At 45.4% G+C, this 17713-nt stretch carries 16 protein-coding genes; all 16 read right to left on the bottom strand.

Annotated features, from left to right (window positions below; translation table 11 throughout):
* Positions 1 to 40 precede the first annotated feature (40 nt).
* Positions 41 to 784 carry an ABC transporter permease gene (locus I6E26_RS00250; protein WP_235319815.1) on the bottom strand — a complete coding sequence of 248 codons (744 nt, stop codon included), beginning with the start codon at positions 782 to 784 and terminating at the stop codon, positions 41 to 43.
* Positions 769 to 1536 (bottom strand): ABC transporter ATP-binding protein, encoded by a 768-nt coding sequence (locus I6E26_RS00245; protein WP_235319814.1) that lies wholly within the window; start codon positions 1534 to 1536, stop codon positions 769 to 771. Before I6E26_RS00245 ends, I6E26_RS00250 begins: the two co-directional genes overlap by 16 nt.
* 4 nt (positions 1537 to 1540) lie before the next feature.
* Entirely contained in the window at positions 1541 to 2479 is a 939-nt protein-coding gene (locus I6E26_RS00240; RefSeq protein ID WP_235319813.1) for an ABC transporter substrate-binding protein, read from the bottom strand.
* A 49-nt stretch (positions 2480 to 2528) separates the two neighbouring features.
* A complete protein-coding gene (locus I6E26_RS00235) occupies positions 2529 to 3389 on the bottom strand; it encodes a hypothetical protein (protein ID WP_235319812.1) in 861 nt (286 codons plus the stop codon).
* 12 nt (positions 3390 to 3401) lie between these two features.
* Complete coding sequence (locus I6E26_RS00230) at positions 3402 to 4454, bottom strand: hypothetical protein (RefSeq protein WP_235319811.1); 1053 nt, start codon at positions 4452 to 4454, stop codon at positions 3402 to 3404.
* A gap of 33 nt (positions 4455 to 4487) precedes the next feature.
* On the bottom strand, positions 4488 to 5534 hold the full coding sequence (gene mnmA / locus I6E26_RS00225; RefSeq protein WP_235319810.1) for a tRNA 2-thiouridine(34) synthase MnmA: 1047 nt from the start codon (positions 5532 to 5534) through the stop codon (positions 4488 to 4490).
* Between the two features lie 207 nt (positions 5535 to 5741).
* Entirely contained in the window at positions 5742 to 6164 is a 423-nt protein-coding gene (gene ruvX / locus I6E26_RS00220) for a Holliday junction resolvase RuvX (RefSeq protein ID WP_235319809.1), read from the bottom strand.
* Positions 6164 to 6412 carry an IreB family regulatory phosphoprotein gene (locus I6E26_RS00215; protein ID WP_328227910.1) on the bottom strand — a complete coding sequence of 83 codons (249 nt, stop codon included), beginning with the start codon at positions 6410 to 6412 and terminating at the stop codon, positions 6164 to 6166. Before I6E26_RS00215 ends, ruvX begins: the two co-directional genes overlap by 1 nt.
* Before the next feature lie 174 nt (positions 6413 to 6586).
* Complete coding sequence (gene aspS, locus I6E26_RS00210) at positions 6587 to 8392, bottom strand: aspartate--tRNA ligase (protein WP_235319808.1); 1806 nt, start codon at positions 8390 to 8392, stop codon at positions 6587 to 6589.
* Between the two features lie 141 nt (positions 8393 to 8533).
* Positions 8534 to 9787 (bottom strand): histidine--tRNA ligase, encoded by a 1254-nt coding sequence (gene hisS / locus I6E26_RS00205; protein WP_235319807.1) that lies wholly within the window; start codon positions 9785 to 9787, stop codon positions 8534 to 8536.
* A 38-nt stretch (positions 9788 to 9825) separates the two neighbouring features.
* Positions 9826 to 11394 carry a coproporphyrinogen dehydrogenase HemZ gene (gene hemZ / locus I6E26_RS00200; protein ID WP_235319806.1) on the bottom strand — a complete coding sequence of 523 codons (1569 nt, stop codon included), beginning with the start codon at positions 11392 to 11394 and terminating at the stop codon, positions 9826 to 9828.
* Entirely contained in the window at positions 11384 to 11848 is a 465-nt protein-coding gene (locus I6E26_RS00195; RefSeq protein ID WP_235319805.1) for a Fur family transcriptional regulator, read from the bottom strand. Before I6E26_RS00195 ends, hemZ begins: the two co-directional genes overlap by 11 nt.
* Before the next feature lie 81 nt (positions 11849 to 11929).
* Complete coding sequence (locus tag I6E26_RS00190) at positions 11930 to 12562, bottom strand: MBL fold metallo-hydrolase (protein ID WP_235319804.1); 633 nt, start codon at positions 12560 to 12562, stop codon at positions 11930 to 11932.
* Positions 12563 to 12627: 65 nt separating this feature from the next.
* A complete protein-coding gene (locus I6E26_RS00185) occupies positions 12628 to 14919 on the bottom strand; it encodes a RelA/SpoT family protein (protein ID WP_235320071.1) in 2292 nt (763 codons plus the stop codon).
* Between the two features lie 115 nt (positions 14920 to 15034).
* Positions 15035 to 17023 carry a single-stranded-DNA-specific exonuclease RecJ gene (gene recJ / locus I6E26_RS00180; protein ID WP_235319803.1) on the bottom strand — a complete coding sequence of 663 codons (1989 nt, stop codon included), beginning with the start codon at positions 17021 to 17023 and terminating at the stop codon, positions 15035 to 15037.
* Between the two features lie 207 nt (positions 17024 to 17230).
* The gene (locus tag I6E26_RS00175) at positions 17231 to 17614 is read right to left on the bottom strand and encodes an addiction module toxin RelE (protein WP_235319802.1); all 384 of its coding nucleotides are present in this window, start codon (positions 17612 to 17614) and stop codon (positions 17231 to 17233) included.
* Positions 17615 to 17713 lie beyond the last annotated feature (99 nt).

The following is a 17713-nucleotide window of genomic DNA, read 5'->3' as shown; positions in this document are numbered from 1 at the left end:
GTACAGTAAGAATTTACTTATGTTCATTCCACTTACCTTATCACTTATACTGCCAATGACAGGCGTGCTGTTCAATCAAATCTATGGTGGTGAATAGTACCAGGCCGATTAAACTTAATACCACAATACCTGAGTACATTTCCAGATAATTAACTCTCAGCCAGGCATCCATAATAAAATAACCCATACCGTATCTGGTGCCAAAGGTTTCCGTAAAGAAAAGCACGGAAATGGCTGTAGCTAATGCTACCCTGATAGCTGTAATAAACTTAGGCAGGGAGGCTGGCCACAGTACCTCGAAGAAAATATCCTTAAAGCCTGCTCCTAGGGAATACAAAGGATATAAGGTCTCACGAGGAATGGCCCTGATACCGTCCCGCACAGCCACCACAACCTGAAAAAGAATTATCAGGAAAATCATAATAATCTTAGATGATTCTCCCACCCCAAAAAGCAGCATCAAAATAGGCAGCAGAGCAATTTTGGGAATAGGATAAGTTAGATAAACCAAGGGAGATAGAAATCTGTCCCATTTTGGGAAATACCCCATGATTACCCCTAGTGGCAAGCCCACCACCACTGCCAGCAAAAGGCCTGCAGCTATGCGCCACAGGCTGTAGATACTATGAATAGCAATATAATCCATGAAGATATCCGACATATTCTCCGCCACCAACAGAGGACTGGGAATAATAGGCAGCTGAACAATTTCCGAGGCTATCCACCATACAATAGTCAGAAATACTGCTGCCGCCAAATACCAGACGCTTACTGATTTTCCCATATCTGATTCCAGTCCTTTTTAATTAGATTGCGAAGCTTTAGTCCCATTTCAAAAAACTCCTGCTTCTTCCTGATATCTTTACCCCCAAAAAGAGGATTGTCAACAATCTGGCTAATGCCGCCAGTATGGGCTGACAAAACCACAATTTTCTGCCCCAGATAAAGAGCCTCCTCCACATAATGGGTAACAAATATAGTGGAAACATTGAACTTCCGCCAGAGATTCAGGAAAATATCCTGCATTTCCTCTCTAGTAATGGCATCCAAGGCAGAAAAAGGCTCATCCATCAGCAATACATCTGGCTGGAGGGCAAAAACCCTGGCTAAGGCCACTCTCTGCTGTTGACCACCACTAAGCTCTACGGGATAGCGATGTCCCAGCCCCTCAATGCCTAGCTGGCGCATCAACTGTTTAATAACATTTCTATCCAAAAGCTCCGGTGCCTTTTTGATTTTCATGCCCAAACGAATATTATCCACCACTGTTTTCCAAGGCAGCAGGCCATAATTCTGAGGCATAAAGCCGATGGTTTGCACCCGAGGATTAACCTCCTCCCCATTAATGTAAACCTGTCCCTCATACTCCGGAATAAGACCTGCAATACATTTCAACAAGGTGGATTTACCACAGCCAGATGGGCCAATAACCGCACAGGTGCCTCCATCAGGAATCTCCAGATTCACATTGGCAATGGCAGTGTACATATCACTGTCGGTTTTGTACTTTACTGATACATTTTCAACCTTAATCATAAGCTTACTTATTCAAATCTACAACAAGCTCAGCATAGCTGTAATTGCTCTTAATCAAGCCCTTCTGCTGCATCCAGTTCAGGCACTCAGTAACATCCTTTTCCTCTGGCAGACCAGCCTCCCGATATTTAGGGAATTTCAAAGCTGTCTTAGCTGCTGCTGGGAAACCACTCTTCTCAATTACCAAATCCATATATTCATCCTGTGGATGGTCATTGAGATACTGCACGGCCTTGTTATAGGCGCGATAAAAAGCTTGCAGCTCAGCCTTCTTTTCATCAACAGCCTTAGCAGTAAACATCATTACACCAGGATTAATGCCCATGGCCTCAGAATCAGTAACAAAATGACAACCGCTGGCAATGGCAATAGAGCCCATAGGCTCTGGCAAGGTAGCTGCTGCCAGCTTGCCGTTCTGCAGCATTTCCAAGCGGGTAGGAATCTGAGGAATTACCACTTTGTTCAGACTGCCCTCTGGCATATTCTGACCAGCAGTAATTCTATCCGTTACATATTCAATAATGGTATTCTTGGATACAGCCACATCCTTGCCTGCCAGGTCCTGTGGCTTCTGAGCCTTTTCATCCTTGCCAGCAATCAGCTTATAAGTACCATCGGTATAGGAAGTAACCTTTACATCAAAACCGCCGGACTTAGCAAAAGCTACCGCCAGCATATCGGAAATGGCTCCATCCAGATTACCGCTCTGAAGGGCTGCATCTCTATCCATAGCGCTCTTAAACTTCTGAATATCTACCTTCAGGCCTTCCTCAGCAAAATAGCCCTTTTCCTGGGCAATGATAATTGGCACAGAATCAATATCTGGCATAACGCCAATAGAAACCTCCTGCAACTCCTTCTTGTCCTGAGCCTGATTGCCACAGCCTGCCAAAGTGCCAAAAGCCAACAGCATGGCCATAGCCATTATTAAATACTTCTTCATAAAAAAATTTTCCTCCTTGTAGCATCGCTTATTATTCTCAGCCAAAGCCTTATTTTGCCAATAATCCCTTAAAGGATTCCAGTCCCAGAGAAGCATAATGCAAAAGGCTGTCCACCATATCCTTGTTTTCATTATAAGCCTTGCTGACATCATCCTTCATGGACTGAGCCTGCTGGCGAATGGAATCCAGATTCTCCATCTGAGCATTAACCTCATCAATAGCTGCCCCTGCAGCCTGTACTGACTGATTCAGCTCATCCAGCTTCTGCTGAGCCTGGCTGGCCTTGGCATCTGTCTCCGCAGCCTCCTTTTTCTGCTTGCCTGCATCCCCGGTAATTTTGTCTATAACCTTGCCGGCAGCAGATTTGTCCTGAGTTGTCTTACTTTGCTGTTCCTGCTGCCCCTTTAGCTTGTCCGCCAAAGACTGGGCTTCCTTCTGCTGGGCCAACAGATTTTGGTATTTTTCTTCCAAATCTGCTTTTTGCTGTTGCAAAGACTGCTTCTGACTATCTGCATCCCGCAATTGGCGAGTGGCCTGCTGATGCTGATTATCCAAAGCATCCTTCTTGGCCTGCTGTTCACTCATATAGCCAGAAAGAGCTGCACCGAAAAAGGCTGCCAGTACAAAACCAACGACCAGCAAAGCTGCCATTTTTCCTTTCCCATGAGAGCCAGTAGTTTCCACAGGCTTTTGGGGTTGATTATTATATGGTTGGTTATTGTAGGGCGGAACATTACCGTGTCTTTCCCCATTTTCAGCATATTCCTGATGGGGATTCACTACCTTGATTGGTTCCAATTCCCGTACCTTCTTGGTGTTTAACAGCTGAGTCCGCTGATCATCCATATCAGGACTAACACGAGGCAGGGGCTGAGTATGCTCCAAATTGTTCATTTTTTCATCATTCATATATATACTTCCTTATTTCACATGGGCATTAACCTGCTTGGTAAGCAGTTCTGCATCCTTTTCCAAGGTTTTGGCAATTTTCATGCTATTATCTGAAGCCCTAATGGTAGCGGCTTTTTTATCATCCATCCACTTGGCATAGTTTGCCGACGCTTCAATGTGGGCATCACAGATTTTCAATCTTAATCTGTGGAGACTGCCTGCTGCATCTGGCACCTCCATAGCCTCCAGCTCAGTCTTACGGCTTTGCCAATCTGCCACCTGCTCCTCAGAAACCTTCTTTACCTGACTGCGAATACTGTCATTTCCCAGAGTGCCCTCTGCCAAAATAGCAGTTATTTTCTGCTGGCTTTCGGCAATAACAGCATCATGCTGAGCCATAAGCTGAGAGGACTCCTCCAAATAGGTCTTAACCTGTTGCTGGCGGATGTTTTGCAGCTTTTCTATGAAATCCTTGAAATTAACAATTTCATATACCTGCCACAAGCCATCCTGCTGCTGACATAGTTCCACATCAAGGACAAATTCCTCATTGGAATCTGTCTGCAACACCCTGACCTTGGCCAGAGCTGTGCCATCTTCCTTATCCACGGCCATAGAATCCAGCTTTTGGAACTCTATAGATGGCAGACCTATCCGATTGACAATCATGTCTGCATCCACCAAGCCATTTACAGAATTATCATCGCTTTTCTGATTGATCCAGCTTCCATATTCCACATAGTTCATAACCGCTGTCCGCAGGCTTGTTACCACAGGAGTCTTGAACATTCTGCTAAGATTGCTTACAGCCTCTCTAGTATCTCCTGTAGCTGGCACCATAGCCTGAATCAAGCCATCCAGCATGTCATCACTGGCTGTATCCAGCAAATGGTCCACCGCCACGTACTTGTCCAGCTTTTCCTTGTTGTGATCACTAACAGCTTCCTGCACCATCTTTAGGGTATATTCCGGTGTTTTAGTATATATATCCACATACCAATAACCGCCGGCTGCTGCCAGCAGTACCAATACTACACCTAAAGCAATAAGACGTTTTTTTATTGATTGCATAAATCCATTCATAACAATCACCCTTTACAACACAGAACAGTATAATTAAAAACCGCCCTCAATAATGCCGCCTCCCAGTACCCGCTGGTCAATATAAAAAACTGCAGACTGACCAGGGGTAATAGCCCTGGCTGGCTCTCGGAACTCCACCTTCACCTTGCCATCTTCCTGGGGATAAAGCGTGGCTGCTGCTTCTCTGGCTCCATAGCGAATCTTTACCTTGGCTTCCATTGGCTCCCGAAGATTATCTATGGCCACCCAATTAAGCTTATCTGCTATCAAGCCCTTGGCAAAGACCTGACTGTTGTTGCCAACAATTACCTGATTTTTTTCAGCATCCAAAGCAATAACATAAAGAGGCTCCTCTGCCGCAATGCCCAAGCCCTTGCGCTGGCCCACGGTATATTGGACAATCCCTTGATGGGTGCCTAATACGTGGCCCTCTGTATCCACAATATCCCCTTTTTTGCGCAAATCTGGGCGATGCTCTAGCAAATAATCTTTATAGTTATCGGGAACAAAACAGATTTCCTGACTTTCAGGCTTATTAGCCACTGGCAGATTCCGGACTGCAGCCTCCCGGCGGGTATCTGTCTTTACCCAGCCTCCCAGGGGGGTCATAATATGAGCCAGTTGCTCCTGAGTCAGCCGGTACAGGGCATAGGCCTGATCCTTATGATCATCAGTACCCTTAGATATATCATACCTTCCTGTAGCCTCATTGTAGCCAATCTGAGCATAATGACCTGTAGCCAGATAATCACAGCCCAATTCCTTGGCCCTGCCTATCAAGCCTCCAAATTTTACATTGGGATTGCAGGCTACACAAGGATTCGGAGTTCTTCCTCTGCCGTATTCCGCAAAAAAGTAATCTATTACCTTCTGCTGAAAAAGCTCTCGAAAATTGGCAACATAATGAGGTATTGCCAAAAAATCTGCTACAGCCTTGGCATCCTGAATAGCTCCTGCCGAACAGTCGCTAAGCTCCATAGTAATACCTATAACTTCGTGGCCCTGTTCCTTCAACAAAGCCGCTGTCAGAGAACTATCTACGCCGCCGCTCATGGCAACAGCAATCTTTTTTTTCTCCATTTTTCTACCTCTACTCATATACAAATATTCACTCTATATTATACTATCAAAACAAACAATCGTCAAAAATCCCTGCATAATTTTAAAAAAAACATTCAAAGGCAATAAAAAAGGCATCCTTTTGTACAGAATGCCTAAATTATTGCAGCAATATGCTATTTTCCCCATGTTAACGGGTGCTAAGGCTCCCACTGAATAAATCTCATTTTACAATTGAGGATGGCTATCCAGCCAACCCTGGAGAATAAACACCGCTGCCATTTTGTCTACAACCTTTTTCCTTTTCTTACGGCTCATATCTGCCTCAATCAAGGAACGGGTAGCAGCCACAGTAGATAGTCGCTCATCCCAAAAAATAATCTTGGCCTCTGGCTCGATTTTTTGAATCTCGCTGCAAAATTCCTTAACAAATTCACAGCGAGGCCCCTCTGTGCCGTTCATATTTCTAGGATAGCCTGAAACAAGAATCTTTGTTTCGTAAATAGCCATCAGCTCCTGCAGTCGCTGCAAATCCGCCTCCATAGTAGTCCGACGGATGGTTTCTACCCCCTGGGCGGTCATCCCCAAAAGGTCGCTGACAGCTATGCCAATGGTTCTATCGCCTATATCAAGGCCCAATGCTCTTTCCATTAATGTTTCTCCAAATAGGAACGAACCAGCTCCTCCAAAATCTCATCCCGTTCCAGACTGCGAATCTTCTTCCTTGCATCTTCAAAGCTGGTTACATAGGTAGGATCACCACTTAGCAAATAACCAACCAGCTGGTTAATAGGATTGTAGCCCTTCTTTTCCATAGATGAACAGGTACTGCGAATAATATTCTCAGCCTTGCTTTCCTCTGTTCCAAAACGGAACATCATTGTTTCCTCGCCAACCATAGCCATCTCACCTTTCATATCATATACTTGCTCTTTCTATTATATTAACAGACTTGACTGAAAATTAACAGAAAATCTTACATTATTTTTGCTAAAGTCAGAAAAACTGCCTAATCTTATTAAAATACCCTGCCAGCAATGCCAGCAGGGTATCGTATCCCCAAGGACAGGATATTACTCCTTGTCCTCCTTATTCTTTTTCTTTACATGAGTGCGGATGGACAGCTCACGCAGCTGCTTCTCATCAACCTCAGAAGGTGCCTGAGACATAACATCAGATGCACTCTGAGTCTTAGGGAAAGCAATAACGTCGCGGATGGACTTTCTCTTTGCCATAAGCATAATGAGACGATCCAAACCAAAGGCCAAGCCGCCATGTGGTGGAGCACCATACTTAAAGGCATCCAGCATAAAGCCGAACTTGCTCTGGGCAGCCTCTGGTGTCAGGCCAATAGCCTCAAATACCTTCTCCTGTACATCGTTCTGATAGATACGGAGAGAACCGCCGCCTACCTCAACACCGTTGAGAACCATATCGTAAGCAATAGCCTTTACCCTGCCAGGATCACTGGTAAGATACTGCATATCCTCCTCACGAGGTGCAGTAAATGGATGATGCATAGCCTTCCAGCGCTTGTCCTCCTCGCTGTACTCGAACATTGGGAAGTCAACAACCCACAGGAAGCACAGCTTATCTGGATCTATCAGGCCACGACGACGACCCATCTCCAGACGAAGCTCACCCAAAGCCTGAGCCACAACCAATGGCTTATCGGCAATAACCAACAGCAAGTCGCCAGTCTTAGCACCGGTAGCCTGCTTGATATTCTCGAAAGTCTCATCAGAATAGAACTTCTTGAATGGAGATTTAATGCCTTCCTCAGTGTACTGAATCCAAGCCAAGCCCTTGGCACCATAGCCCTGTACATACTGAACCAGGCCATCAAGCTCACGACGAGGAATATTAGCATAGCCCTCTACATTGATAACCTTTACCTGACCGCCATTCTCCAGAACAGACTTGAATACTTTGAAATCAGAGCCTTTTACATGCTCGGAAATATCCATCAACTCCATGCCGAAACGCAAATCTGGCTTATCGGAACCATAGCGCTCCATAGCCTCATCCCAGGTCATACGCAGGAACTTAGCAGGAATCTCTCTATCCAGAGCCTTCTGGAAAATCTCACCCATCATACCTTCCATCATGGTGAGAATGGTTTCCTGATCTACGAAGGACATCTCAATATCCAGCTGAGTAAACTCAGGCTGACGATCTGCACGAAGATCCTCGTCACGGAAGCAGCGTACAATCTGGAAATACTTCTCCATACCAGAAATCATCAGAATCTGCTTGTAAATCTGTGGAGACTGTGGCAAAGCGTAGAACTCACCTGGATTCAAACGGCTTGGTACCAGGAAGTCACGGGCCCCCTCTGGAGTGGACTTACAAAGCATAGGAGTCTCAATCTCCAGGAAGCCATTGCGGTCAAAGTAGTCACGCATAATCTTGGTAACACGATGACGGAGCATGAGATTCCTCTGCATCTCTGGACGACGGAGATCCAGATAACGATACTTCAGACGAAGCATCTCATCAACCTCAATACCATCCTGAATGTAGAATGGAGGAGTCTTGGCAGAGTTCAGAATACGCAGCTCCTCTACCACGATCTCAATCATACCGGTTTCCATATTAGGATTTACAGTTTCCTGAGAACGGGCTCTTACATTACCACGAACAGCTACAACAAACTCATTACGAATGGTTTCAGCCTTGTGGAAAGCCTCCTCACCAATAGCTGCCTCGTCAATAACAACCTGCACCAGACCAGAGCGATCACGGAGATCCACAAAAATCAATCCACCGTGGTCACGACGACGGGAAACCCAGCCGCACAGAACTACCTCACTGCCTACATGGTCAGCTCTCAGCTCACCGCAATGATGGGAACGCTTCAAACCTTCTAAAGTATCCATCTAACTTATTCACCTCATAAAGAAATAATCTTCAAAAAATCGCGACTATTATTATATCAAATGTACATAGTCTATTACAAGATTTTTATAACAAAAATCATTAAAAGAATAAACATCTGTGCAAATGAAGGTTAAATTCCCTTAAGCCTTAATCTTCTCTGCCACCTGATTCATAGGCACCTTTGCCTGAGAACTATCCTCCATACTGCGGAGCATAACTACGCCCTCGGAGATTTCATCCTCACCAAGAATAACGCTGTACTTAGCTCCCAGTTTATTAGCCTGCTTCATCTGAGCCTTCATACTGCGGCCAGCAAAGTCCATAGCTGCAGACAAGCCCTGCTGACGCAAGCTATTCAACAGCTTGAAGCCTTCAGCCTGAGCCGTCTCTCCCAGTGCTACCACATAGGCATCTACAGAACGGTTCTTCTCTGGCAGGAGATTCTGACTTTCCAAGGCCAGCAGCAAACGCTCCAACCCGGTAGCAAAGCCAACTGCCGGCGTAGGATTGCCACCCATTTCCTCAATCAAGCCATCATAACGGCCACCGCCAGCTATCGCACTCTGAGCACCTAGAGGAGGATATTTGATTTCAAAAGCAGTCTTGGTGTAGTAATCCAAACCTCTTACTAATCTAGGATCATGAGTAAAGCTGATACCTGCACTGGTCAACAGCTCCTTCAGCTTGGCAAAATGCTCTGCACATTCCTCACAAAGACAGTCTGTAATCTTTGGTGCATCTGCCATATACGGCTTGTCGCTATCCTTCTTGCAGTCCAAAATCCGCAAAGGACTTCTCTCAAAACGGCTGCGGCAATCCTCACAAAGATCCTCCAGCTTATCCCGGAAGAAATCCTGCAGCATAGTTCTATACTTGCTGCGACACTTTGGACAGCCTACAGAATTAATGGACAATTCCAAATCCTTTAAGCCTAAGCCTTCCAGTAGGTTCATAGCCAGCAGAATAACCTCCGCATCTACAGCTGGATTGGCCTCGCCCAAAGCCTCCACACCAAATTGATGGAACTCCCGCATACGGCCAGCCTGTGGGCGGTCGTAACGGAACATGGAACCAATATAAAACAGCTTTACCAGGTTGGACTGAGCATAAAGCTTGTTCTGAAGATAGGCCCGCACAGCAGAGGCAGTATTTTCTGGCCGCAAAGTAATACTTCTCTCACCTCTATCAGTAAAGGTATACATTTCCTTGTCTACTACATCGGTACCCTCACCTATACCACGCTGAAACAGCTCTGTATGCTCAAAAATCGGCGTGCGAATCTCACTGTAGCCAAAACGACGGCACAGCTCCCGAATCTCTCCCTCCACATAATTCCAATCGCCTACTGTATCAGGCAGTATATCCTTGGTTCCACGAGGTGCATTTGTCAACATTCCTCAAATTCCTCCTGTATCTATCTATATATTATATCTTATGCTTCCCTAACAGGCTTGCCATAGGTTTCCTCCACCAAAGCCCGCCTTTTGGCCACATATATGTCTATATCCCGCTCATAGGTAAGTAAATCCTTGGCATTAAAGGCGGATTTCAGCCTATTCTCCCGAAAATCCACTACCTTGCTGGTGGCGGCACCGCCAATACCTAAGATGGTCTGATGCTCCTCCATAATCTGGATATTATACATACTTTCAGCCCCTGGCCTGCTGCAGCCTACATTCTCCATCTGTCCCCGCATATAGCCCTGACGGTAGAGATAATAAGGCTTCAATCCAGCCTGTCTTACATAATCCATAGCCACGCCGAACATTTCCCGACAGGTATCATCATCAGGCAGTTCATATTCATGGAGATTCATCTTTAACCTGGAACCTCGCTTCAAGGCCAAGGAATGAAGGGTAATATCATCCGGTGCTAAAGCCACAATCTGCTTCATGGTATCCCGAATATCCTCCACACCCTCGCCAGGCAGACCAATAATCAAATCCATATTGATTTCTGGAATACCAGCCTGACGCAAATCATGGAACATTTCCACAATGGCCTCTGGACTGTGATTACGGCCTATGCGCTTCAAGGTCTTTGGCTGCATGGTTTGAGGATTACAGCTAACTCTGGTTACACCGCAGTCCACCATAGCCTGCAGCTTGGCAGGAGACATACTATCCGGCCGCCCAGCCTCCACCGTAAACTCCACCGTATCCTGACAACGGAAGCTCTGATTAACCAGCTCCAGCATTTCCCGGAAATACATATCCGGCAAGCTGGTAGGTGTACCTCCACCTACATAGATGGATTGCACCTTGAAGCCATAATCAGCCACTATGTCCACAACCCCCTGCAAATCCTTACGAAAGGCTGTCATAAACTTGTCTATGCCCCCTCTATCCGGCAAAATATTTGCTGGAAAAGAGCAATACAGACAGCGAGTCAGACAAAAGGGAATACCTACATAAATGCTAATGGTTTTTTCATCGGTTCGAGCCAAAAAAGGCTGCTGACGAATGGCCATATCCACAATGGTAGCAGCCTTTTCCTCACTAGCCTCATAATCCTGCCGAAGACGAGCCACTACCTCATCACGGCTTAAGCCCTCTGCCAGCATCCGGTGCACAATCTTAGTAGGCCGAACCCCATGCAAAATCCCCCAAGGAGCCTCTGGAAAGTCAAATTCCTGTCTAAACAAATGGTATAGATTCAGCTTGATCAGACGATGCTTGCCTGCTTCAAAGCGCTCACTGCCTCGTCCCACCGCCTCTATTTCCATCTGATGCCTCTGACCATCCCTAGCCACATAGCTTACCTTGGTATGTACCACAGGCCATTGACCTGGCCGTTCTGTTTGAGGCAAGGTTGTTTCTCCCGCCACACTGTCTACGGTGTTTTCAATATTTAGTTCCAGTAAATCATAATCAGTCTCAACATATTCCACAGGCTCCTTGGCCAAAGCAGGCACCTCCATAGCAAAGAGATTCAGAATCTCCCGAACCACCTTTACTACCACCTGATGAGAACTGTTTAGTGTAAAATTTTTAATCAGCAAGCTTTTTCCGGCACTCCTCGCACAGGCCAAAGAACTTTACCTGATGGTCAGTTACCTTGAACCCGCATTTTTCCATAATATCTGCCTCCAAGGTATCCAGCATATCCTCAGAAAACTCCATTACCTTTTTGCATTTGGTACAAATCAGATGATGATGCTGATGGGTATTTGGCTCCGTCACATTCAGCTCATATCTGGAGCAGCCATCCCCAAATTCGATCTTCTGTAGAATATCAATATCCTTGGCACTCAATAGCTCCAATGAACGATATACGGTAGCTAGACCAATATCAGCTGACTTCTGCTTAAGAATATCATGAACCTCCTCAGCGCTTAAATGACAGCCTGGGTTATCCACAAAAACTTCCAGAACCACCTTCCGCTGATGAGTCAGCTTATAAGAACTATCTTGCAGCCTCTTTTTTAAATCATCCAATGAATACGATGATGGCATAGGGCCACCTCCTCTATCCCTAATAAAATACTTATTATTATAGCAAACTTTTCCGCTAAAAGCAAAAAGCCTCTACCTACGCTATCTTTCCTGCAAATAAGGATTGCAGCGCCGTTCTCTTCCCATACTAGTAGCTGGCCCATGACCAGGATATACCTTGGTATCATCAACCACAGACTTCAGCTTGCTCCGCACGGATTCCAGCATCTCCCGATAATCGCCCCCAGGCAAATCTGTTCTGCCTACACTGCCAGCAAAAAGAGTATCACCGCTAAAGAGACAGCCTCCTCCATATAGACAAATCCCTCCCTTGGTATGGCCAGGAGTATGCATAACCTGCAAGGAGCAGTGGCCGAATTTCACCGTATCTCCATCTTTCAACAATATTTCTGCCGGTCTTTTCCCACCAGCAAAGATACTATAAGCCGCCATTTCCTCTCTGGTAGCAGTCAGCATGGAAGCATCCTCCCCATGTATAGCCAGCTTCACCTGCAATGCATCCCGCAGAAAATCTACCGCACCTATATGATCCCAATGGCCGTGGGTATTTACAATCAAATCTACCTCAATATGATTATCACGAACATAAGCCAGAATTTCCTGACCATTATCTCCCGGATCAATAATCAAACCATGTCCAGTTTCCTCATCTTTTAGGACATAGCAATTCTCCTCAATAGGGCCTACCACCAATGTTTCAACTGAAAAACCCATTATCTCACCTCTTATTTTCCAATCTCCTGCCACCTATAAGGGCAGAAATATCCAACACTTGATTATCAGCGTCCATGCTTGGTATTGCTATTATTGTCAGTAGCAGCAAACAAAGCACGGCCTACGCTGTAAATATCCTTCAAACGACGAATCTTGGCCATTACCATAGAAATCTGAGCCGCATTATTTACCTCCAGCCCCATAATAATAGTGGAAGTCTTATTGCCCTTGTTTGCTTTGGCATTTACAGAGGATACATTTATCTTCATTTCCGCTGGCACAGACAAAATACTTGTCAGTACACCTGTGGTATCATTACAGTTGATTTCAATTTCCACTGTATAAGTCTTGTCCAAACCAACATCCCAGTTTACATCTATAACTCTGGTAGTATCCCCATCGTCAGACAGTACATTTGGACAATCTGCTCTATGAACAGACACACCTCTCCCCTTGGTAATATAACCGATAATAGGATCTCCCGGTATAGGGTTGCAACATCTAGCCAAACGAACCAGCATACCGGATTCACCCTCTACCAGAATGCCATGACTGGCCTTATTCTTCTTGGAGTTCCGGTGCTGCTGCTTGATACCCTCCAACATCTGGGTAACATCTGGAGGGGTAGCTGCCTTGATGGCCTTTTTGTGATGCTCAATGAGCTTGGCCATAACACCATTAATTGCAATACCGCCATAACCAATAGCCGCCAGCATATCTGCATCATTATTGATATTGAAGCGGAGACAGACAGAATTCAGCCATTCATCCCGCAGCAAATCCTTTGGCTCATAGCCCAGGCGCTTAGCCTCCTTTTCCAGCATATCCCGGCCTCGGATAATATTCTCTTCCCGCTTTTCTTTCTTGAACCAGGAACGAATCTTTGCTCTAGTATCAGAGGAGGCTACAATATTCAGCCAGTCCCGGCTAGGCCCATTGTTGGCTTTATTGGTAATAATAGCTACCTGATCGCCGTTCTGCAGCTTGTACTCCAAAGGTACAATCTTGCCATTAACCTTAGCACCCACACAGTGATGCCCCACTTCGGTATGAATGCGATAAGCAAAATCAATAGGCACAGAGCCCTTAGGCAGGTCTATAACATCACCATTAGGAGTAAAGACAAATACTTCATCAGAGAAAATATCCATCTTCAAGGCTTCCAAATACTCGCTAGGATCATTTACCTCATGCTGCAGATTCACCATCTGCCGCAGCCAGGAAATTTTCTTTTCATAATCATTGCCTGCTCCCACACTGCGGCCTGTCTCCTTGTATTTCCAATGAGCAGCCACACCATATTCAGAGATTTTGTGCATGGCAAAGGTACGAATCTGAATTTCCAGAGGATAACCTCTGGTCATAACCGTGGTATGGAGGGATTGATAGCCGTTGGATTTTGGCATAGCAATATAATCCTTAAACCGCCCAGGAATAGGCTTCCACATAGCGTGAATTACACCCAGTACCGCATAACAATCCTTCACATTGTGCACCAGTACCCGCACTGCAGACAAATCATAAATTTCACTAATATCCTTGTTATCTCGCTTCATTTTGCGGTAAATGCTGTAAAAATGCTTGGCTCTGCCACTAATCTCCGCCTTGATACCACTGCGTATCAACTTGGTGTGAATCTGCAAAATGGAATCCTCAATAAAACGCTGTCTTTCCTGTCGCTTCTGCTTTACCTTTTCTACCAAATCATAGTAAAACTCTGGCTCAAGATAGCGAAGGCACAAATCCTCCAGCTCCCATTTAATATTAGAAATACCCAGACGATTGGCCAACGGTGCATAAACCTCAATGGTTTCCTTGGCAATCCGCTTCTGCTTTTCCTCCTTGACAAATTTCAGGGTACGCATATTATGCAGGCGGTCAGCCAGCTTAATCATAATAACCCGAATATCCTTGGCCATAGCCAAAAACAGCTTGCGGTAATTCTCAGACTGTTGCTCCACCTTGGACTGATATTTGATTTTACCCAGCTTGGTAACTCCATCAATCAGCATGGCTACTTCTTGCCCAAAAATATCCTCCATCTGGCTCTGGGAATAGGTAGTATCCTCCACCACATCATGAAGCAGAGCCGCTGTAATGGTAGTGGCATCAATCTGTAATTCTGTAAGAATCTTGGCTACACACAGCGGATGAATAATATAATCCTCTCCTGAAGCCCGCTTCTGGCCAGCATGGGCTGCGTTAGCCAAATCATAAGCTTTCCGTATCAGTTTTACATCAGCATGGGGCTGATACTTTACCACAGCATTTATAACATCATCAATAGTAACCTCAGCCGTAGCCGATGCTACCTCCGGTATGTAGATGTTGACATTATTTTGACCTTTTTGTTCCATCATTTGAACCACCACCAACTATAACAATATATGTAGAGTATAGCACATTTATCGCCCATATGCCCTGTTTTTTCATTTTACTAGACTATGCTGCCTCCATATTAGCCAAATACAGCTAATTTTCCAACCCATTCAGCTGTCTGTAGGTAGGAGAATCCTCCAGCTTCATAGGTCCGCTGGACTGATTTAATTCCAAATATCCCTTACCATCATCCACTAATAAGCCCAGCTCCAAAAATATTTGCAAAGCTGCCTCCACATTTTCCAGTGTTGCCCGACAGCCCTGGCCTCTAGCCTGCATAGCCACCCAGGTCAAATCTGAGGACATTTTCCGCCCAGATTTCACTCTGCCCAACAAAAAGCCATATATTCCCTTAAGGAACTCCCGATTAGGCTGCATCTCCTGCTGTGCTGGCACAGGAGACTCCAAACAGCGAACCACACATTGCAGATTCCGCATATCCCGCCATTCATTAATGCCCACAGCATACACCATATCAAATCTGCTCTGGTTCACCTTGTTCAGCATTTCCGGCATATTAAAGGCAATGGCCTCCACCAAATGCCCCTTGTCTGCCACAGAGAACTTAAGATGATTGGCATCTGTTCCCTTTAGCTCACCATTAACTCCACGCAAGCCCTTACAAGCAAATAGGGGACTTTCATTGGCCATACCGCAAGGCTCCAGCAGAGAAAGCTCCTCCACCATAGACATGGTCATATCCCCAGGGGAAATCTCCATATCAATATTAAAGCTAGGAATAAACTGCTCCGGCTCCATTTGCCGCAGAGTTTCCTTGCTTAACTCTTCTCTAAAGGCATCAATCTGATTCTCCGCCACCGTCAAGCCTGCTGCCATAGCATGACCGCCAAATTGCAGTAAATGCTGTTGGCAATTCCCCAAGGCCTCAAAAAGATTAAAGCCGGGAATACTGCGGCAGGAGCCTTTACCAATCCCATCCTTAATGCTGATAACCACTGTAGGCAAATAGTATTTTTCCTGCAAAGAGGAAGCCACCAAGCCCAGAACACCATGATGCCAACCCTGACCAGCCACTACAATCACTCTGGCATTATCCATATCCACCTTGGCCAGCTGTTCCTCCGCCGCAGCCTGTATCCGATTCTTTAGCTCCTTGCGGGTATGATTCAGCTCATTGAGCCGTTCCGCCATTTGGGCAGCCTGCTCTGAGTCCTGACACAAAAGCAATTCCACACTAAGGCGGGCACTTTCCAGCCTGCCTGCCACATTGATACGAGGAGCCAGAATAAAACCTATGGCGGTACTATCAATATCCCTGCCTGCCAAGCCTGTAATATCAATCAAGGCCTTCAAGCCCACACTTTGGGTGGTGGACATTCTTTTTAGACCAGCTGCCACAATTTTGCGGTTTTCGTCTACCAGAGGCACTGCATCTGCCACCGTACCCAAGGCCACAATTTCCAGAGCCGCCTCCTCACAGGCTGGATTTGCCATTTCCTTGCCTAGAGCCTGACATAGCTTAAAGGCAATGCCTACCCCAGCCAACTCCTTGCAGGGATAAACAGAATCCTGCCTATGGGCATCCACCACAGCTACGGCCTTGGGCAGCTCCTCCCCCGGCAAATGGTGATCTGTAACTATAAAATCAATTTTCCCTGACATGGATGCAATCTCCTGCAGGGATTTGATACCGCAATCCACAGTTATAATCAGAGAAATTCCCAGATTATACAGTTTTTCCAGAGCCTCCTGATTAATGCCATAGCCTTCGGTAAATCTATTTGGTATATAGTAATCCACCAAAGCCCCCATTTTTTTCAGACATTTTAGCAATATCGTAGTGGCCGTAATACCATCAGCATCGTAGTCGCCATAAACAACTATCTGTTCCCGACTGTCTATAGCCTGACGAATCCGCTTAACCGCAGCCGCCATATCCGGCAAGAGATAAGGATCATGATAGTCCCATTTCTCTGGATGAAGGAACTCCTCCACCTTTTCCCGATTATCAATGCCCCTATTCAGCAGAACTCCTGCCAACAAAGTAGAGATACCTGTTTCTGCCGCCAAAGCCGCCGCCTGCCCTGCATCACATTTTTTTACATTCCATATCTTACGCATACAATCTCAATCCTCTATCAGACCATATTTATCAACTAAACCTTCTGAGAAAATATATTCTATATAATCTTGAAAAATCCTGCTTATTTAATAAAAAATGTAAAATTTTTCTTATGTAAGCAACAAAAAAGGAGAATTCCAGTCCAAGCTCTGCAAAATTCTCCTTTTAGATCCAGCAACTGCCTTGTGCCATTCGATAGTAATCAATTACTCTATTTCTCTAAAACCCTGGGCGCTGACATAATCATAAACCACGCCGTACTGCAGCCAATAATCCACACACTTAATAATAACATTCATCATATTGTGGGTATTCATGGCAAAATTGCTAATATCGCAAATAAGCTTTACTTCGCCAGTTCTCACATGCTGGAACTGTACAGTAACGCTATAGCGGTTGATAGACAGATGATAAACATTGTCTGTAGCCTTCTCCGCCAAGACTAATTTAGTAGGATTATCAGGATCTGGCTGCATAAAACCAAATTCCTTTAATCTCTCTATCAACTGTGGCTTGGTAGCCTTGTGAAACTCTGCATTGACTTTATCACGCTCTGCTTCCAGTTCTTTAAATAAGGGAAAACTTCTCATGACAATACATCTCCTTTTGCTTTGCATGGGGTATCAGTAAAAAACACCTAGAAAAAAAGAACATGCAACAAAAGCCTATGCTCCGTTGCATGTTCTATG

It is taken from the genome of Anaerovibrio lipolyticus (assembly GCF_021531495.1).
Taxonomy (GTDB): Bacteria; Bacillota; Negativicutes; order Selenomonadales; family Selenomonadaceae; genus Anaerovibrio.
The sequence above is the reverse complement of the archived record's forward strand: the minus strand, read 5'-3'. Positions and strand labels throughout refer to the sequence as shown.